Source organism: Stutzerimonas sp. KH-1, from assembly GCF_054483855.1.
The window spans coordinates 123,514-141,056 of sequence record NZ_CM137011.1; the positions used below are offsets into that span (position 1 = coordinate 123,514).

Annotated in this window: 18 protein-coding genes; 7 read left to right on the top strand and 11 right to left on the bottom strand. The window is 64.0% G+C overall.

Features of this window, described 5'->3' with window-relative positions:
• Positions 1–10 precede the first annotated feature (10 nt).
• The 6 genes from ACX1DW_RS00615 (at position 11) to ACX1DW_RS00640 (ending at position 7,348) form a co-directional block, all read left to right on the top strand.
• Positions 11–481, top strand: a complete 471-nt coding sequence (locus ACX1DW_RS00615) for a pilin (protein WP_458992498.1) — start codon at positions 11–13, stop codon at positions 479–481.
• A 150-nt stretch (positions 482–631) separates the two neighbouring features.
• The gene (locus tag ACX1DW_RS00620; protein WP_458992499.1) at positions 632–1,036 is read left to right on the top strand and encodes a prepilin-type N-terminal cleavage/methylation domain-containing protein; all 405 of its coding nucleotides are present in this window, start codon (positions 632–634) and stop codon (positions 1,034–1,036) included.
• A complete protein-coding gene (locus tag ACX1DW_RS00625) occupies positions 1,033–1,491 on the top strand; it encodes a prepilin-type N-terminal cleavage/methylation domain-containing protein (protein ID WP_200593264.1) in 459 nt (152 codons plus the stop codon). Before ACX1DW_RS00620 ends, ACX1DW_RS00625 begins: the two co-directional genes overlap by 4 nt.
• Positions 1,492–1,562: 71 nt before the next feature.
• Positions 1,563–2,459 (top strand): PilW family protein, encoded by an 897-nt coding sequence (locus ACX1DW_RS00630; protein ID WP_458992500.1) that lies wholly within the window; start codon positions 1,563–1,565, stop codon positions 2,457–2,459.
• 121 nt (positions 2,460–2,580) lie between these two features.
• Positions 2,581–2,952, top strand: coding sequence for a hypothetical protein (locus ACX1DW_RS00635; RefSeq protein WP_458992501.1), 372 nt, complete (start codon positions 2,581–2,583; stop codon positions 2,950–2,952).
• Between the two features lies 1 nt (position 2,953).
• Complete coding sequence (locus ACX1DW_RS00640) at positions 2,954–7,348, top strand: DUF6701 domain-containing protein (protein WP_458992502.1); 4,395 nt, start codon at positions 2,954–2,956, stop codon at positions 7,346–7,348.
• A 261-nt stretch (positions 7,349–7,609) separates the two neighbouring features.
• Here ACX1DW_RS00640 and ACX1DW_RS00645 read toward each other — a convergent pair whose 3' ends face one another.
• The 8 genes from ACX1DW_RS00645 to ACX1DW_RS00680 form a co-directional block, all read right to left on the bottom strand.
• Positions 7,610–8,014 carry an META domain-containing protein gene (locus ACX1DW_RS00645; RefSeq protein ID WP_110778950.1) on the bottom strand — a complete coding sequence of 135 codons (405 nt, stop codon included), beginning with the start codon at positions 8,012–8,014 and terminating at the stop codon, positions 7,610–7,612.
• Positions 8,014–8,448 carry a hypothetical protein gene (locus ACX1DW_RS00650; protein WP_152481607.1) on the bottom strand — a complete coding sequence of 145 codons (435 nt, stop codon included), beginning with the start codon at positions 8,446–8,448 and terminating at the stop codon, positions 8,014–8,016. Before ACX1DW_RS00650 ends, ACX1DW_RS00645 begins: the two co-directional genes overlap by 1 nt.
• 95 nt (positions 8,449–8,543) lie before the next feature.
• Entirely contained in the window at positions 8,544–9,350 is an 807-nt protein-coding gene (locus ACX1DW_RS00655) for a dienelactone hydrolase family protein (RefSeq protein ID WP_152482091.1), read from the bottom strand.
• A gap of 171 nt (positions 9,351–9,521) precedes the next feature.
• Entirely contained in the window at positions 9,522–10,223 is a 702-nt protein-coding gene (locus ACX1DW_RS00660; RefSeq protein ID WP_102839895.1) for an ABC transporter ATP-binding protein, read from the bottom strand.
• Positions 10,224–10,225: 2 nt separating this feature from the next.
• The gene (livG, locus tag ACX1DW_RS00665) at positions 10,226–10,993 is read right to left on the bottom strand and encodes a high-affinity branched-chain amino acid ABC transporter ATP-binding protein LivG (RefSeq protein WP_102839896.1); all 768 of its coding nucleotides are present in this window, start codon (positions 10,991–10,993) and stop codon (positions 10,226–10,228) included.
• On the bottom strand, positions 10,990–12,246 hold the full coding sequence (locus ACX1DW_RS00670; RefSeq protein ID WP_063542554.1) for a high-affinity branched-chain amino acid ABC transporter permease LivM: 1,257 nt from the start codon (positions 12,244–12,246) through the stop codon (positions 10,990–10,992). Before ACX1DW_RS00670 ends, livG begins: the two co-directional genes overlap by 4 nt.
• Positions 12,243–13,166: a high-affinity branched-chain amino acid ABC transporter permease LivH gene (livH, locus tag ACX1DW_RS00675; RefSeq protein ID WP_102839898.1), complete on the bottom strand. Its 924-nt coding sequence runs from the start codon at positions 13,164–13,166 to the stop codon at positions 12,243–12,245. Before livH ends, ACX1DW_RS00670 begins: the two co-directional genes overlap by 4 nt.
• 254 nt (positions 13,167–13,420) lie before the next feature.
• Positions 13,421–14,539, bottom strand: coding sequence for a branched-chain amino acid ABC transporter substrate-binding protein (locus tag ACX1DW_RS00680; RefSeq protein ID WP_458992503.1), 1,119 nt, complete (start codon positions 14,537–14,539; stop codon positions 13,421–13,423).
• A gap of 199 nt (positions 14,540–14,738) precedes the next feature.
• Here ACX1DW_RS00680 and ACX1DW_RS00685 point away from each other — a divergent pair, with 199 nt between their 5' ends.
• Positions 14,739–15,056 carry a DUF2288 domain-containing protein gene (locus tag ACX1DW_RS00685; RefSeq protein WP_125868173.1) on the top strand — a complete coding sequence of 106 codons (318 nt, stop codon included), beginning with the start codon at positions 14,739–14,741 and terminating at the stop codon, positions 15,054–15,056.
• A gap of 30 nt (positions 15,057–15,086) precedes the next feature.
• Here ACX1DW_RS00685 and phnE read toward each other — a convergent pair whose 3' ends face one another.
• From phnE to ACX1DW_RS00700, 3 genes are read right to left on the bottom strand one after another with little or no spacing between them, the layout of a single operon-like run.
• Positions 15,087–15,854, bottom strand: coding sequence for a phosphonate ABC transporter, permease protein PhnE (gene phnE, locus ACX1DW_RS00690; protein ID WP_156244654.1), 768 nt, complete (start codon positions 15,852–15,854; stop codon positions 15,087–15,089).
• The gene (locus tag ACX1DW_RS00695; RefSeq protein WP_133456447.1) at positions 15,851–16,684 is read right to left on the bottom strand and encodes a PhnE/PtxC family ABC transporter permease; all 834 of its coding nucleotides are present in this window, start codon (positions 16,682–16,684) and stop codon (positions 15,851–15,853) included. The genes phnE and ACX1DW_RS00695 overlap by 4 nt, the downstream gene beginning before the upstream one ends.
• Positions 16,678–17,532: a phosphonate ABC transporter ATP-binding protein gene (locus tag ACX1DW_RS00700; RefSeq protein ID WP_458992504.1), complete on the bottom strand. Its 855-nt coding sequence runs from the start codon at positions 17,530–17,532 to the stop codon at positions 16,678–16,680. Before ACX1DW_RS00700 ends, ACX1DW_RS00695 begins: the two co-directional genes overlap by 7 nt.
• Positions 17,533–17,543: the final 11 nt, after the last annotated feature.

Sequence of the window (17,543 nt, forward strand, 5' to 3'; positions counted from 1 at the left end):
AGCGACAACTATGAAGAAGCAGCAGAGCGGTTTCACCATGATCGAGTTGATTATGGTGATTGTTATTTTGGGGATTTTGGCGGCGTTTGCTCTGCCGAGATTTGCGGATTTTAGTGGAGATGCTCGTGCGTCAACGGTGCAGGGGATTGCAGGAAGTCTGCGGTCCGCATCCTCTATCGCGCATGCTGCTCAGCTTGCCGCAGGTGATAGTGGTGCTGATCCCGTCACTTTGGAAGGGGTCGAGATCACGATGGTCGGCGGGTATCCGACGGCAAACGATGAGGGCATCGTCGCAGCTGCTCAGGTTGATGGCGTGGATGTGTCTGCCGGCGCTGCTACGGCAGGGGCGAGCATTACATTTACGCCTAGTGGCGGTGGCACGACTTGCCAAGTGACATACACCGCAGCAAATCCTTCGGCCACTACTGAGGCCGAGCGGGTAGCGCGAGTTACTGTGCCTGACCCGTTGGCATGCGACTAACTAGCGTTTTTAGAGCCCTTGAGGCGCTGCCTGGTAGAACCTTATTTCAACAGGTCATCCTTTTGGCTTGTTCGATGACGGTATGGCCAAAGCACAAGAGCTAAATATATGCGTGCCCCTCAACTTGGTTTCACGGTTGTCGAGTTAATCATGGTCATCATGATCATCGGCATCCTCGCCGCCGTGGTGGGGCCGCGTTTCTTCGATCGAAAGGTGTTCGATGAACGTCTGTTCTTCGAAGAATCGGTCTCGGCCGTGCGCTACGCACAGAAGCTGGCCGTCGCCAGCGGCTGCCTGACCCAGGTCAGCCTGGGGACTGGTGGCTACTATCTGCGCCGCGCCGCAAACTGCACCTCTGGCGCGTTCAGCGCCGAGGTGCAGGGGCCGGACGGCCAGACGCCCTTCGCCAATACCGAGGTGCCCACGGGCGTGTCGGTGTCGGCGACTAATTTTCCCGTGGTGTTCGATTCGCTGGGGCGACCCTCCAGCGCGGCGAGCGCCACCATCGGTGCGTTCACCCTCAGCGTGACCGCCGAAACCGGACTGGTGCAATGACGCGCCAGCGCGGCATGACCCTGGTTGAACTGGTGATCACCATCGTGATCATCGGTATCGCCGCTGCCGCGCTTTTTTCCGCGATGGCGTCCATCACCGCGCGTTCGTCCGATCCATTGTTGCGCCAGCAAAGCCTGAGTCTGGCCGAGGCCTACCTCGAGGAGGTCTTGCTGCAGGCGTTTCTCGATCCGGCTACCGGTACGGCTTGCCCTTCGCCGCCTGCGCAGCGAGGCGACTACGACAACGTCTGCGACTATGCCGGCCTCACCGATGCGGGGGCACGCAACGCCCGCGGTGAAGCCATCGCCGGGCTGGGAGCCTACACCGTTGCGGTGAGCGTAGTGCCACAAGCCTGGGGCGGGTTACCCGCAAGTGACGTGTTCTATATCGAAGTCGCCGTGACCGATCCGGCCAGCCAGACGCTGGTACTCGGTGGCTATCGGACGAGGTACTGAGGGTGGGTACGCGGACTTGCAGCGGTGGCGCGAAACGGCCTTACGTCCTGTGGCTTCGATCTTCCAGGTCCTTGGGCTTCACCCTGGTCGAGCTGGTCATGGTGATCGCGCTGGCCGGCTTGGTGGCGGCGATGATCGGTGTCGTCCTTGCGCGTCCGATGCAAGGGTTCGTCGACCAGAGCCGGCGAGCGGAGCTGGTCGATCTGGCCGCAACGGCGCTAAACCGCATGGCCAGGGACGTACGATTGGCCGTGCCCAACTCCGTGCGGGTATCGGCCGACGGCAATGCCGTGGAGATGTTGCTGATCCAGACCAGCGCGGCCCACCCGGATTTTTCCGGCGCGGCGCGCTATCGGCCAAACCGTGAGAGCAGCGAGGCGCTGCGATTCGCCGAAAGTGCGCCCGGCAGCTGTGCCAGCACGGTTGCCGGCGGTGCCTGTAATGTCGTCGAGCTGCTCGCATCCGGTTTCGATCCCGCGGGTGCGCAATGGATGGTGGTCTACAACATCGGCAGTCAGAGCGGTCCGCACCCGATGGCAGGAGCCAACGTTTGGGCGCCAGCCAACCCCGGCGTGATCACACCGACTGGCACCACATTTAGCGCTACAAGCGGCGCCGGCGGCGTTACCCGGGTCGCGCTCGATCTACCGGGTGCCGCCGCTGAGTTCGCCTTTGCCTTCGAGTCGCCGCAGCGGCGCGTCTATTTCGCCGAGTCGGTGGTCGGCTATCGCTGCGATGGCGATCGGCTGGTGCGTTACAGCCACAGCGAACTGCTCGCCGAGGTGCCCTCGAGCCCGCCGGCTGGATCCAATCCGCGCCTGCTGGCCGACAGCGTTAGCGATTGCACGTTTCTCTATCAGCCAGGGACCACGCGGCGGGCGGGTTTGCTCAGCATGACTCTGGAACTTGGCCAGGATGGGGAAAACCTTCGTCTTCTGCAGCAGGTACATGTCGACAATGCGCCCTGAGCAGACCTTCACGGCCATCAATGCCCGCCGTTACGCGGTAGCAGAAAGGTGCCCGCCGCGGTGCTGCGTCAGTGCCCTGCAGCCCGTCCGATCCGGGCGCAGGCAGGCAGGATTCGGCCTGGTGGCCGCGCTGTTTCTGATCGTGATCGTCGTGCTGGTGGTCATGGCCATGGCCCGGATGTCGCTCGTTCAACACGGCACCAACAGCTTGGCGATCCAGCAGGCCCGCGCCTACCAGGCGGCGCGTGCGGGAATCGAGTGGAGCATAAGCCGTGCCGTGAATACGGACGCCTGCGACTCCGGTTCTCTTGCGTTTACCGGGAGCAACCTGGCCGAGTTCAGCGTCGAGGTGAGCTGCACTCCGAGTGGCTTTACCGACGCCGATGGTCAGCCAGTGACGCTCTACCGGTTCGAATCCGTTGCAGAGAATGGAGTGGCCGGTACGCGGCCCGATTATGCCTACCGCAGGTTGTCTGCGGTTGTGGAGCGCTGAAATGGAAAGGTGGCTTAGCAGTGTCGGCATCTTGTTGGCAGCGTTGTTCGCGATGCCGAGCTACGCTGCGGTCGGCAGTTGTCCGGCGAACTTCGCAGATGGCATACAGAGTCCCTATTCCGGAAATGCCAACAGCAAGGGTGTGATCTCGTTCGGCTATAACGCCCAGTTGTTGGGCAGCCCGGATAATGTGCTACAGGCCAGCAGGATCGAGCGGAACGGCGGATCTTATCTTGGTACGTGCGGATGGCTGTGGTGGGACAACTGTGTGGCCGACCCATCGAGCGCCGCGCCTTCGCAAGATGCCGGACCCTTTCCGGATACGTCGGCCCATACCCGCGACTACAGCGTTGGTTGGAACACCAGCGCCACATTGGTTGGCGATGGCAGCAATCGCTACCGCAACGTTTTGGTAAGTGACTCGGCCACCCTGAACATCCAGAACGGCGGCGCGCCGTTTTACATCGACCGTCTCACGCTCAGTTCCAGCAGCCGGCTGGTGCTTGCACCTGGCGACTATTGGATCGGATCGCTGACCACGAACCATGCCGCGCGGCTGGAAGTCAGTGGTGCCGGGCAGGTACGCCTGTTCGTACGTGACGCCTTATCCCTCGCCTCGCGTTTTCTGATGAATTCGCCGGGCGTGGAGCAGGGCGGTGATCCGCAGCGGTTATTCGTCTACGCCTACGGAGCGGTGTACTTCAACAACGAAGCCACGATGAGTGGCTACCTGTATAGCGCTGCCACACAGGGCGCGAACGCCGGGGTCAATCTGGGTAGTGCCAGCTATCTGTGGGGAGCGGTCACGGCAGAGAACGTCGAGCTGGGCACCTATTCGAAGGTGCGATACGTCGCCCCTACCGGCCGTTGCCCAATTGAACCCGCCGCTGAGCTGGTGCTTGGCTGGTCGCTGGATGAGCGCAGCTGGGCCGGCATGGCCAGCGAGGTGCGTGACGGTAGCGGAAACGGCTTGCATGGTCAGGCCATGAACGGGGCGCTGACCAACGGAACCTCGCCTGCCTTGCCAGAAGTGTCGGGCGAAGGAACCTGTCGCTATGGGCAGTTCGACCGGACGGCCAATCAGTATGTACAGACGCCGCATGATGATCTGCTGACCCAGCAAAACAGCTTCAGCATCGGCTTGTGGGTCAAGCCGCGGAGCTATCCATCCAGCGGATTGATGTCGATTCTGTCAAAGGACGAGAACTACGAGTTCCATCTGAAGCCCGACGGCACCATCAACTGGTGGTGGCAGACCACTTCCGACGCTACACACCAGTTCGACAGCACCAGAAGCGTCTCGCTGGGGCAGTGGAGTCACGTGCTCATTCGCTACACCGCTGCGGAACAGCAGATTTACATCAACGGCAACCTCGCTGGAACGGCAAGCCTGCCCGGTACACCGAGGGCCAACGCCGATCCACTACAGCTGGGCTGGGACCAGATCGCCGGCCGCCATTTCGACGGCGACCTGGACGAGCTCCGAATCTACAAGGGCGCGCTTAGCCAGGAGCAGATCACGGCGCTGGTGAATGAACGCCACCCCTGCGAAACCGAACTGCAGTGCTATAGCAATTTCCTGGAACCCAGTACTTTCGCCTCGAACTGGGCGGTGTCCAGCAGAGGGTTGAACCACTTCGTACCGCAGCTTGTGGACGGTCGCCTGCGTTTGACCAGCAATGCAGGCAATGTGGCGACTGCCGCAGCCCTGCAACGTCTCTTTCCTGCCGAAGGACAATTCATTCAGGTTTCATTCCGCCACAACGCTTACGACGGTAATGGCGCCGACGGCATTGCGCTGATCCTCTCGGATGCGTCGGTCACGCCACAGCCTGGCGGTTATGGTGGCTCGCTCGGTTACGCGCAGCTCAACGGCCAGAGCGGGTTCGCGGGTGGCTGGCTCGGGATCGCCCTCGACGAGTACGGCAACTTTTCCAACCCCACCGAAGGCCGTATTGGCGGGCCGGGCCTACGGCGGGACACGGTATCGGTACGGGGTTCGGGCAGCGGCACCAGTGGCTATCGCTACATTGCCGGAACCGAGACAGCGCTTGAGCCAGGAGTAGACAGCCCCAGTAGTACGCGCCCGGCGCCCGGCCATATCTATCGCATCACCATAGATGGGCGTACGGCCGGCCAGGCGCGTGTCACGGTTGAGCGCGACACCGGCTCGGGTTTTCAGGTGCTGCGAAACCTCGACGGAATCGACGTGCTCAACGCGAACGGCCAAGCGGCATTGCCGGACAACCTCTACCTGTCTTTTACCGGGTCCACAGGTGGACAGAACAACATTCACGAGATCGAGGAACTGGAGGTGTGTGCGGCCGACATCCGTCCGTTGTCCGCTCGCATCCATCACTTCGAGCTCAGCTACGCGCCCGCTGCGTTGACCTGTAGCCCGCATGCCGTGACGATTCGCGCTTGCATGGACGAGACCTGCTCGGCGACCTATCAGGAGCCGGTGAGCGCAACGCTGTTACCTCCAGGCGGCTGGACAGCAGGCAATCCAGTGAGCTTCTCGGGTGGTAGCGCCATCGTCCATCTCCGCTCGAATCGTGCGGGCACCGTACAGCTCGGCGTGTCGGATTCGACACCACAAACGCAGTCGTTCAGCCAGACGCTCTGTTCGACCGCCAATTGCGAGGTGGTCTTCGCTGATAGCGGATTCGTTTTCGATGTGCCCAACCTGATCGCGGCGCGCCCAGAGACTGGAATCGCATTGCAGGCGGTCAAGACCGACGACCGCACGAAGGCCTGCGTTCCGGGCTTCGACGGCGGTACGCGTACGCTGCAGTTCAGCTCCTCATACGTTAACCCTGTTACCGGCACGCGGAGTGTGCTGGTCAACGGCACGCCGGTCGGAGCCAGCCCTACCGATATCGAGCTGACCTTCGACAGCGAGGCGCGTGCGTCACTGGAGGTCAGCTACGCCGACGCCGGACTGATCGACCTGTTCGCCCGCTATGCGCCTGCCGCCGGCGAGGAGAAGGGGCTTGTGATGACCGGTTCCGACCAGTTTTCCAGCCGACCATACGGCCTGTGCCTGCTAACCGAAGCCGATCAGGCGGATGGCGGCGCTGCGTGCGAATCGGACGATCTCGATTGCCCGGTGTACCAGGCTGGTGGCGTGCCGATCCGGGCGGGTGATCCATTCCGTCTGCTGGTACGTCCGGTCGGCTGGGAAGCTCCCGGCGAGCCGCTTACCGCCGAGCAGCTGTGCGCCGGGAACATCGACACGCCGAATTTTGAGATGGGCAATATCGCCCTGACCCATGAGCTTAGTGCACCGGACAAGAACAAGGGAGCTGGCGGCGAGCTTGCGGTGAACCGTTTCGATCACCCACTCGGCGGCCAGGCGGCCGTGCAAGGGCAGGCCTATACCGAGGTGGGCATCATTAAAATTACGGCTACGCCGCAAGGCAGCTACTTCGGCGAAACGGTCGCTGGGGGACAGAGCAACCGCATCGGTCGTTTCACGCCTGCGTATCTGGGCGCGTCGGGTTCGGCCAGCCTGCGGCCTTCCTGCGGCACGTTCAGCTATCAGGGACAGCCGATGGACTTCGCCACGGCTGGCGAGCCGACCCTGGCCGTGACCGGTTACAACCGCGCCGGAGGGGTCACTCGCAACTACGATCTCGGACCGTTCTGGCGTCTGCCGGAGCCGTCCGCTCCCGATTACCTGTCACAGACGGGGCGGGTAGGCATCGACGCGCGCCTGGAGGTGGACGGCACGGCAAGTTCGGCGGTCTCGGGTGATGACGATGGTGACGGCGTGCGGGTTTACCACTGGAGCGGTCAGCAGCTTCGCTACACGCCAGCGGTGACTGCCACGGAGGAAGATCTGCCGTTCCCGGCTGAAGTCGAGATGAATTTCAACGCACTCAGCCTCACCGACCAAGACGGTGTCTGCATCGCCGGCCCGGCAGGCTGCCAAGGCTATAGCAAGCGATTCGACCAGGCGCCGGGCAGCGAGGTACGTTTGGGCCGGCTGCGCATCGAGAACGCACATGGTTCGGAGCTGCAATCGCTCCCGCTTCCTTTGCTGGTCGAGACCTGGCGTGATCTGGCCGGGGCCCGCTTCGCTCCGGAGACCGAGGACAGCTGCACCACACCGGTCGAGCTTGGCGCTGCGAACTTCGTCAGCTACAGCGGCGCGCTCGACGCTGGTGAAACCACAGCAACCCTGGACTCCTTCAGTTCCGGCAGCGGCCAACTGACCTTGAGCGCACCGGGCGCGGGCAATCATGGGACGGCACAGCTGGACTTCCCTGCGCTGGCTGACTGGCTGAAGTACGGCTGGGACGGGGCCGTTCGCCGCTCGGCGGCAGGCGTGGCGACATTCGGTATCTACAGCGGCACACCACCGCTGATTTTCCGCCGCGAAGTTTATCGCTAGAAGCAAGAAGGCCGCTCCCGGGAGCGGCCTTCTTGCTTGGGCATAAAAGAGGGGATTCCCGGCCTGCCTGTACCGAGGTCCCCGAAACTGGTCGCTAGAGTCTATGCACTGCGTGTGCCAGTTTCGTTTCAGTCTCGGTGGCCGGCCAAGGGCGCGATCTGCCTGGCGGCGGTCGCGCTGTTGCGATTGGTCGGCGGGTCGAGGTAACGGTCTGCGTTCGGATTCGGTGCAGCGCTGGCTGCTGTGCCCGATTGTGGCGCGTCAGTTCTGGTCGGGCCAGAAGCGGATCGGCGCGCCCTCTGCTGGCCACAGGCGCAACTGGTCGATGTTCGATACGTCCCAGCGCTCGACTCGGCTGAGCAGATCGAGGAAGCGTTGCTCCTGCTCCATGAGCTCTGGCATGCACATCTTGCGCGTGCTGCCGATGTTCTCGAAGCGCAGGGTTTGACCTTCCAGGTGATAGCTGGCGAACCAGTGGTTGCAGCCGGCATTGCCGTAGGCGCGCTCGGCCGAGAGGGTCAGCGAAACCGGCGTGCGGCCGACCACCGCATCATCACCGATCCACTCGGCGACATAGGTGACATCGTTCTGCAGTGTCAGCGGTTCCACGGCGCAGCCAGAGGCGGCCAGCGTGATGGCGAGCAACGGGAGGGTGTAGCGGTGCATCATCGAGCTCCCTTGCAAGTGGGGCAGAAATGCTGACCGTCCCGGCTGGCCCAGCCAAGTTCGGCGATCCGGGCTTCGGCTGCCGGGGCCTGTGCGGTTGCACCGAGTGCCGCGTCGACGGCGAACTCGAAGTCCAGCTGTTTGCCGCAGCCATTGCAGTCGACCTGCCAGTTATGGATTGCCAGCTCGCGAAATACCGGCCCGCTGGCCACGGCCATCCATTGCCCGGGCGGGTTGATCAGGTGACGGACCTTTTCAACGGTCAGCCGCTGGGAAAGGTCGCGGCTGCCTTTGAGTGTTACCAGCAGGGTGTCGCCGCTGCGAATCGAACCGCCATTACCGGTGACCTGATAGCGGCCCGGCGCCAGTGCGCGGCATTCGGTGAGCGTGTGGGCGGGGTTGAGCAGGGTGTAGCGGAAGTCGTGTTCGGCCATGACTCGTGTTCGACGCTGAGTTGTGCGTGCAATGCTAGCACGAGCCCCGGCGGCAGGCGCGCCGCCGGGACGAATCGAGCGTGAGGGATCGAAGGTCACTGTGCCGGAGCGGGGTTGGACTTGCCGAAGGTGTCCTCGAAGAAGCGCTGCATGTCGCGCCAGGAGCGTTCGTCCGCGGCTTTCTGATAGGCCACGTCGAGGCCGTTCTTCTGATGGGCATCGGCACCGGGGTTGGTGAAACCGTGCTTGGCCCCCGGCAGGCTGACGAACTGGTAGTCGGCGCCAGCCTTGACCATCTCGACGTTCAGCGCGGCGATGTCATCGCTGCTGATCATGCTGTCTTCGGCACCATGCTCAACCAGCACGCGCGCCTTGACGCTGCCCGGCGCGGCGCGGGTTTCGGTGGCTAGCGCGCCATGGAAGCTGACCACGCCGTCCAGCGGCACGCCCTGGCGCGCCATGTCCAGCACCACCTTGCCGCCGAAGCAGTAGCCCACCGCGCCGAGCTTTTCGGCGTCCGTCTGGGCCTGCTCCTTGAGCAGGTCCAGCCCGGCATTGAAGCGGCCCTTGGCCGCATCGGCGTCCTTCAGTGCGGCCTGCATGAAGCTCATGGCGTCCTTGGGGTGCTCGGTGTTCTTGCCTTCACCGTACATGTCGATGGCCAGAGCGCTGTAGCCGAGTTCGGCGAGGTCGCGGGCGCGTTGTTTGGCGTAGTCGTTCAGGCCCCACCATTCGTGCACCACGACGATGCCGGGGCGCTTGCCTTCGATGGCGTCGTCGTAGGCGTAATAGCCGATCATCTTGGTGCCGTCGGCAGCGGTATAGGGGAGTTCCTGGGTTTGTACCGCGGCGTTGGCGGTAGCGCTGGCAGCCATGAGCAGGCCGAGTAGGCAGTGGCGCATCATGAGGTCTCCTTGACGGGCATGAGGTGAAAGAGGCGGTTCGACGAAGAATAGCGGGTGTTCGACTGCGCGCGCAGCGCCCGGGTTCGTCTGGCGACGCGATGGGGATGGCTGAAAACGAAAAAGCCCCGCCGGCTGGCAGGGCTTCGTTCGTCGAGCATGGTTGCGGTGTCAGCCGCCCAGGTAGGCGTCGCGCACCTTCGGATCGGTCAGCAGATCCTCGCCGCTACCCTGCATGACGATGTGGCCGTTCTCCAGCACATAGCCCCGATCAGCCAGCTTGAGCGCTTGGTTGGCGTTCTGCTCGACCAGGAATACCGTCACGCCATCCTCGCGCAGCTGTTCGATGATCTCGAAGATCTGCTGGATGATGATCGGCGCCAGTCCCAGCGACGGCTCGTCGAGCAGCAGCAGCTTGGGCTTGCTCATCAGCGCGCGGGCGATGGCGAGCATCTGCTGTTCACCACCGGACATGGTGCCGCCGCGCTGCTGATAGCGTTCCTTGAGCCGCGGAAACAGGCCGAGCACCTTGTCCAGCTGCTCCTGGAAATCGGCCTTGCCGGTGAAGAAACCGCCCATGGACAGGTTCTCTTCAACGGTCAGACGAGCAAAGATCCGCCGCCCCTCGGGCACCACGGCGATGGCCTTGCGCATGATGTCGCAGGTCTGCTGGCCGACCAGCTCTTCCCCCTGGAAACGGATGCTTCCGCTGGCCGCCTGTGGCGAGCCGCAGAGGGTCATCAGCAGGGTCGACTTGCCGGCACCGTTGGCGCCGATCAGGGTGACGATTTCGCCCTGTTCGACCTGCACGTTGATGTCGTGCAGGGCCTGGATCTTGCCGTAGAAGGTCGAGACGTTTTCGAAAGTCAGCATGCTTACGCCTCTCCCAGATAGGCTTTGATCACGTCCGGGTTGTTGCGGACCTGCTCGGGCGTACCGTTGGCCAGCGGGGTGCCCTGGTTGATCACGTAGATGTGGTCGGAAATGCTCATGACCAGCTTCATGTCGTGCTCGATCAGCAGCACGGTGACGCCGTGCTCGTCGCGCAGCATGGCGATCAGCGCCTTGAGGTCCTCGGTCTCCTTCGGGTTCAGGCCGGCGGCCGGCTCGTCGAGCATGAGGATGCGCGGGCGCGTCATCATGCAGCGGGCGATCTCCAGGCGGCGCTGCTGGCCGTAAGCGAGGGTGCCCGCCGGGCGGTTGGCGATGTCGGTGAGGTTCACCTGTTCCAGCCAGTGTGCAGCGAACTCCATGGCCTCGCGTTCGCTCTGGCGGAACGCCGGCGTCTTCAGCAGACCGGCGAGGAAGTTGGTGTTCAGGTGGCGGTGTTGCGCCACCAGCAGGTTTTCCACCGCCGTCATGTCCTTGAACAGGCGGACGTTCTGGAAGGTGCGCACTACGCCCTGGCGGGCGATCTTGTGGCCGGGCAGGCCGTGGATCGGCGTGCCGTCGAGGAGAATTTCCCCTGCGGTCGGCTGATAGAAGCCGGTCAGGCAGTTGAACACCGTGGTCTTGCCGGCACCGTTGGGGCCGATCATCGATACCACTTGCTTGTCATGTACCTTCAGCCCCACCTCGTTGACAGCCAGCAGGCCGCCAAAACGCATCATCAGGCCGCGTACTTCTAGAATCGGGCGGCTCATTGCTTCAGCTCCAGGTGTGGGCGTTGCATCGGCAGCAGGCCTTGCGGACGCCAGATCATCATCAGCACCATCAGGGCGCCGAACATCAACATGCGGTATTCGCTGAATTCGCGCATCAGCTCAGGCAGCAGGATCATCACGATGGCGGCGAGGATCACCCCGAGCTGCGAGCCCATGCCGCCCAGCACGACGATGGCGAGAATGATCGCCGACTCGATGAAGGTGAACGACTCCGGCGAGACCAGTCCCTGGCGTGCAGCGAAGAAGCTGCCGGCGAAGCCGGCGAAGGTCGCACCGAGGGTGAAGGCCGAGAGCTTGATCACGGTGGGGTTCATGCCCAGGGCGCGGCAGGCGATCTCGTCTTCGCGCAGGGCTTCCCAGGCGCGGCCGATCGGCATGCGCAGCAGACGGTTGATCACGAACAGGGTCAGCAGTACCAGCAGCAGGGCGATCAGGTAGAGAAAGATCACCTTGTTCACCGAGTTGTAGGCCATGCCGAAATATTCGTGGAACGTCTGCATGCCCTCGGCGGCGCGACGGTCGAAGGACAGGCCGAACAGCGTCGGTTTTTCGATGCCGCTGATGCCGTTCGGGCCGCCGGTGAGATCGGTCATGTTGCGCAGCAGGATGCGGATGATCTCGCCGAAGCCGAGGGTCACGATAGCCAGGTAGTCACCGCGCAGGCGCAGGACCGGGAAGCCGAGCAGGAAGCCGAACAGTGCGGCCATCGCCCCGGCGATCGGCAGCGCGGTCCAGAAACCGACCCCGTAGTAATGCGAGAGCAGCGCATAGGTATAGGCGCCGACGGCGTAGAAACCGACATAACCCAGGTCGAGCAGACCGGCCAATCCCACGACGATGTTCAGGCCGAGGCCGAGCATCACGTAGATCAGGATCAGGGTGGCGATATCCACCGCGCCGCGCGAACCATAGAACGGCCACGCCAGCGCGAGCACGATCAGGCCCAGAATGATCCAGCGCTGGGTCGACGGCAGGGTAAGGAAGCTACCGGCACCGGCTGGCACGCTCGGCAGGCTCGGGCTGGCCGCCCAGCCGGCGGCCAGATGGGTGCGGAACAGTTGCCAGACGAACATGGCCACCGCACAGGCGGCGATGATCCAGAAGGTGCTCGCCTCGGCGCCATGCACTTCGACGCGGATGCCGACGGTGGTGAGCTTCAGGCCGAACACCGGCACCGCCACGGCGATGACCAGCAGGGCGCTGAAGAAGGCTGTACGAAGATTGCCGGTCATACCTTTTCGACCTCCGGGCGGCCGAGGATGCCGGTGGGGCGGAACAGCAACACGAGCACGAGCAGGCTGAAGGCCACCACATCCTTGTACTGATCACCGAAGATGTCGGCACCGAAGGCTTCGGCCACGCCGAGCACAAGACCACCGAGCATGGCCCCGGGGATGCTGCCGATGCCGCCGAGAACCGCGGCGGTGAATGCCTTGATGCCGGCCAGGAAGCCGATGTGCGGGTTGATCACGCCATACTGCATGCTGATCAGCACCGCCGCGACGGCAGCCAGAGCTGCGCCGATGACGAAAGTCAGGGCGATGATGCCGTTGGTGTTGATGCCCAGCAGGTTGGCCATCTTCAGATCCTCGGCGCAGGCGCGGCAGGCACGGCCCAGGCGCGAGCGGGAGATGAACAGCGTGAGGCCGTACATGGCGACGAAGGTGACCACGAAGATTAGGATCTGCATGTAGGAGATCACCACGCCATTCATGGTGCTTTCGCCGAAGACCAGATTGCCCGGCATCAGGTTGGGGATGGCCTTGTCCTTGGAGTCCTGGGCCAGCAGCACGACGTTCTGCAGGAAGATCGACATGCCGATCGCCGAGATCAGCGGGATCAGCCGATTACTGCCGCGCAGCGGGCGATAGGCGACCCGTTCGATGCTGTAGCCGTAGGCGCTGGTGACGATCATGGCCGCGACGAAGGCGCCGATCATCAGGATGGGCAGGGCGTCCAGGCCCATCATCGACAGGCCGACAATGGCGATGAACGTGACATACGAGCCGATCATGTACACCTCGCCGTGGGCGAAGTTGATCATGCCGATGATGCCGTACACCATCGTGTAGCCGATGGCGATCAGCGCGTAGGTGCTGCCAACGGTCAGCCCGTTGATCAGCTGTTGTAGGTAGTGGTAAAGCTCAGGCATCACTGCTCTCCGAAGTCCCTGCAATTCCATCCGGTCTGGCTGCGCTGCCCACGTCGAACACACCGCCCACCCTGGCGCGGCGCCACTGCGGTACGGCCCCCTGCGGATCACGCACGGCGCCGGTTCGAGGCGGGCCTGCTGTTCAGGCCGCTCGCTGGATTACAGGTATGGCAAGACGGCCCGGTGCTTGTGGCAGGGCCGCCCGCTAAAACAAAGCCCACAAGCGAGTGTGGGCTTTGCGAGGCTGATGGAAATTACTTGGCTTCGGTCTTGGTGCCGTCCTGGTGCCATTCATAGACGACGAAGTTGAAGTTCTTCAGGTCGCCTTTCTCGTCGAACTCCAGAACGCCGGTCGGGGTATCGAAGCTGTTGCTGCGCAGCGCTTCGGCGACCTTGTCGGTGTCGGTGCTGCCCGCTTTCTCGATGCCTTCGGCGATGACCTGAACCGCGGCATAGGCCGGGAACACGAACGGGCCGCTCGGATCCTGCTTCTTGGCCTTGAAGGCCTCGACCAGTTCCTTGTTGCGCGGATCCTGGTCGAAGGATTTCGGCAGCGTCACGTACATGCCTTCGGAGGCCGGGCCGGCGATGGCGGAGATTTCCGAGTTGCCTACGCCTTCCGGACCCATGAAGCGTACATTCAGGCCCTTTTCCTTGGATTGGCGCAGCAGCAGACCCAGTTCCGGGTGGTAGCCGCCGTAATAGACGAAGTCCACGCCTTCGCGCTTGAGCTTGGCGATCAGCGAGGAGAAATCCTTGTCGCCGGCATTGATGCCTTCGAACAGGCCGACCTTGACGTTCTTGCTTTCCAGGGTCTGCTTGACGGCAGTGGCGATGCCTTCGCCGTACTGCTGCTTGTCGTGGATGACCGCGACGTTCTTCGGTTTGACGTGGTCGGCGATGAAGTTGCCGGCGGTCGGACCCTGCAGGCTGTCCAGGCCGATGGTGCGGAAGATCAGCTCGTAACCGCGGGAGGTGATGTCCGGGCTGGTGGACGCCGCGGTGATCATCAGGATGCCTTCATCCTCATAGATGTCGGATGCCGGCTGAGTGGAGCTGGAGCAGAGGTGGCCGACGACGAACTGCACTTCGTCGTTGACGATCTTGTTGGCTACCGCCACGGCCTGCTTCGGATCGCAGGCGTCGTCGTAGCGCACGCCCTCGAGTTGCTGACCGTTCACCCCGCCGGCCTTGTTGATCTGCTCGATGGCCATTTCGGCCCCGATGAACTGCATGTCCCCGTACTGCGCCACCGGCCCGGTTACCGGCCCTGCCAATCCGATGCGGATGGTATCGGCGGCCAGGCTGTAGCTGGCTGCGCCGGTCAGTGCCATTGCCAGGAAAATTTTCGAAAGACGCTGCTTGGTCTTCATAAGTGCTCCACTTGCATCGTTATTGTTTGAATCCTGCGGGCCGGAGAGCCGTTAAGAGGCGAACATCCCGAAACGCTCCGGCAACTGTACCGGCACAGTGTAGAAGTGTCTCCTCCGTTTGCACAGCCGGCAGATTCAACCGTTTGATGGGAATTGGGGCGCGGGTATCATGGCGCCCTTTTCGTTACGGACGAGTCCCATGGCCGACGACGCAAGCACTCTTTATGCCAAGCTGCTGGGCGAAACCGCAGCGATCACCTGGCAGGAACTGCAACCCTTCTTTGCCCGCGGCGCGTTGCTGCAGGTGGCCGGCGAGGCCGATCTGGTCGAGGTGGCGGTGGCAGTAGCCGAAGACGATCAGACCAAGGTGGCCGCCTGGCTGACCAGTGGGCAGTTGACGAAGATGCCTGCTGAGCAGGCGCAAGACTGGCTGGAGCGCGATCCTGACCTCTGGGCCGTGGTCGTCGCACCCTGGGTGCTGGTGCAGGAGCGCGTAGCCAAGCCGGCGCTGCACTGAAACGGGGCGGGCGTGACGCTGACGCCGCCCTCAGCCTCTCACCCAGCGCTGCCGCGCCCAGGCGCTCAGGCTGTCCACCGCCAGCACCATCGCCAGCATGGCGAGGATCACCGTCGAGGCCTGGGCTTCCTGGAACAGGCTGAGACTCATGTAGAGCATCTGGCCGAGGCCACCGGCGCCGACGAAGCCGAGCACACTGGCCATGCGGATATTGTTTTCCCAGCGATATAGCGTGTAGGCAACCAGCTGCGGCCATAGTGTCGGCAGGGTGCCGTAGCAGAACGCGGTGATCCGGCCGCTACCGGCCAGGCGCAGGGCGTCGGCGGGGGGCGGCGGGGTGTTCTCCAGCGCCTCGGCGAACAGCCGCCCCAACACTCCGGCCGTGTGCAGCGCCAGCGCCAGGGTGCCGGCGTTAGGTCCTAGGCCAGCGGCGAGCACCATCAGCGCCGCCCACACCAGTTCCGGAATCGCCCGCAGCGCATTGAGCAACAGCCGCGATGCAGCTTGCGCAACCAAGCCGAAGCGCCCCGCGGCCGGTAGCGCCAGCAACAGGCCAAGAATTGCCGCGAGCAGGGTGCCGATGGCCGACATGGCCAGGGTTTCCAGCGTGCCGTGAGCGATCGCCCGCAGATGACTGGCCGATAGATCCGGGGTCATGAAGCCTGACGCGTAGGCAGCCATCTGGGTCAGGCCGTCGCGGCTGAGCAGCGCGGCGCTGTCCAGTTGCAGGAAGGCGAATGCTGCCACCACGGCACCGAGCAGACCCAGCGGGATGAGCAGGCGCGACAGCACCCTCATGCGAACCTCCAGCGCAGCAGCCGGCTGAGCAGGTCCGCCAGCAGCACCAGGGCGAGGAAGGTCAACAGCATGCTGGCCACCTCGCCGCCAGCGAACATGCGCATCGACAGATCCATCTGCTGACCCAGGCCGCCGGCGCCGACGAAGCCCATCACCACCGATGCACGAATCGCGCATTCCCAGCGGTAGACGCTGTAGGACAGCATCTCTCCGGTGGCCTGCGGCAGCACGCCGTAGAAAAACGCCTGCAGCCGCGATGCGCCGCCGCCGAGCAGCGCGCGGGCCGGTAGCGGGTCGACCGATTCGAAGATCTCCGCGTAGACCTTGCCGAGCATGCCAGCGTAGGTGATGGCGATGGCCAGCACGCCGGCCGTTGGGCCGAGGCCGACGGCGCGGACGAACAGCAGCGCCCAGACGATTTCCGGGATGCTGCGCAGCACGATCAGCAATCCGCGCACCGGCCAGCGCAGGGCGTGCGTCCACCAGGCCGGACGGCCGCCTCGGCTGAGTGCCGAGAGCGACAGCGCGCGAGTCGCGAGAAGGGCGCAGGGAATGGCGATGGCCAGCGCGAGGGTCATGCCGGCGGTGGCAATGGCCAGGGTTTCCAGCGTCGCCTGCCAGAGCAGGGCAAGGAAGTCTCCGCCATGTTCCGGCGGCCAGAAGGCCGAAACGAAGCTGCCCATGGTGTCGGCGTTGCTGCCGTCGAACAGCACGCCAATGTCCAGCTCGCTCAACCGCAGGCCCGGCCAGAGCAGCGCCACGGCCAGCAGCGTCAGCAGCAGGCGGGAGGTGGCGGCAGGGTCATGGCGAACGAGCGCGGGGTTCAGCATCGTGGAATCTTCAGCTGCACGCGCGGCGCTGGTGCCGATGCCGGCGTGTGTTCGAGCTGCTCGTTGGCGTACAGCGCAGCCAGTTCGCCCGGGCCGATTTCGGTGGCCGGTTTGTCGAACAGGATGCGTCCGTCCCGCACACCGATGATGCGCGGGAAGTGCTCCAGCGCCAGCTCCACCGCGTGCAGGCTGGCCAGCAGGGTGGCGTTGCGCCGCTGTGCCTCTCGGTTGAGCAGGCCCAGCGTGTGGCTGGCCAGCACCGGGTCCATTGCCGAAACGGGTTCGTCGGCGAGGATCAGATCCGCGCCCTGGTAGAGCATACGGGCGATACCGACGCGCTGCAGCTGACCGCCGGAGAGTTGATCGCAGCGCATGTACAGCTTGTCCGCCAGGTCCAGGCGACCGAGTGCGTCTGCAGCGCCCTGGCGATCCAGTGGGTAGATCAGGCTGAGCAGGCTTTTCGCCAGCGACCACTGGCCGAGACGACCGGCCAGCACCGCGGTGATGACGCGTTGCCGAGGTGGCAGCGGCGGCGCCTGGTGGATCAGGCCGATGCGCGTGCGCAGGCGCTGGCGAGCCCCGGCGGAGAGCGACCAGGGACGCTGCCCGAGCAGCTCGACTTCGCCGCTGTCGGGCGTGAGCGCCGTGGCCAGCAGACGCAGCAGGGTGGTCTTGCCGGCGCCAGACGGGCCGATGATGGCGACGCGCTCGCCGGGTGCGACCGCCAGGTCGATGCCCCGCAGCGCCAGCTGGCCACCAGCATGCGTGTGATCGACACCGGCAAGCCTCAGCGCCGGGCCGTGCGCTGCGGCATGGTCCGGCGTCTGGGTGGTTTGCAAGTTGTTCATGAGCGACGCGA

Bases quoted from the DNA above. Each gene is read 5' to 3' on its own strand.
- livH (WP_102839898.1), bottom strand. From the start codon at position 13,166: ATGCCTGAGCTTTACCACTACCTACAACAGCTGATCAACGGGCTGACC.
- ACX1DW_RS00680 (WP_458992503.1), bottom strand. From the start codon at position 14,539: ATGAAGACCAAGCAGCGTCTTTCGAAAATTTTCCTGGCAATGGCACTG.
- ACX1DW_RS00620 (WP_458992499.1), top strand. From the start codon at position 632: ATGGTCATCATGATCATCGGCATCCTCGCCGCCGTGGTGGGGCCGCGT.
- ACX1DW_RS00655 (WP_152482091.1), bottom strand. From the start codon at position 9,350: ATGCGCCACTGCCTACTCGGCCTGCTCATGGCTGCCAGCGCTACCGCC.
- ACX1DW_RS00700 (WP_458992504.1), bottom strand. From the start codon at position 17,532: ATGAACAACTTGCAAACCACCCAGACGCCGGACCATGCCGCAGCGCAC.
- ACX1DW_RS00650 (WP_152481607.1), bottom strand. From the start codon at position 8,448: ATGGCCGAACACGACTTCCGCTACACCCTGCTCAACCCCGCCCACACG.
- phnE (WP_156244654.1), bottom strand. From the start codon at position 15,854: ATGAGGGTGCTGTCGCGCCTGCTCATCCCGCTGGGTCTGCTCGGTGCC.
- livG (WP_102839896.1), bottom strand. From the start codon at position 10,993: ATGAGCCGCCCGATTCTAGAAGTACGCGGCCTGATGATGCGTTTTGGC.
- ACX1DW_RS00645 (WP_110778950.1), bottom strand. From the start codon at position 8,014: ATGCACCGCTACACCCTCCCGTTGCTCGCCATCACGCTGGCCGCCTCT.
- ACX1DW_RS00615 (WP_458992498.1), top strand. From the start codon at position 11: ATGAAGAAGCAGCAGAGCGGTTTCACCATGATCGAGTTGATTATGGTG.
- ACX1DW_RS00625 (WP_200593264.1), top strand. From the start codon at position 1,033: ATGACGCGCCAGCGCGGCATGACCCTGGTTGAACTGGTGATCACCATC.
- ACX1DW_RS00670 (WP_063542554.1), bottom strand. From the start codon at position 12,246: ATGACCGGCAATCTTCGTACAGCCTTCTTCAGCGCCCTGCTGGTCATC.
- ACX1DW_RS00640 (WP_458992502.1), top strand. From the start codon at position 2,954: ATGGAAAGGTGGCTTAGCAGTGTCGGCATCTTGTTGGCAGCGTTGTTC.
- ACX1DW_RS00695 (WP_133456447.1), bottom strand. From the start codon at position 16,684: ATGCTGAACCCCGCGCTCGTTCGCCATGACCCTGCCGCCACCTCCCGC.
- ACX1DW_RS00660 (WP_102839895.1), bottom strand. From the start codon at position 10,223: ATGCTGACTTTCGAAAACGTCTCGACCTTCTACGGCAAGATCCAGGCC.
- ACX1DW_RS00685 (WP_125868173.1), top strand. From the start codon at position 14,739: ATGGCCGACGACGCAAGCACTCTTTATGCCAAGCTGCTGGGCGAAACC.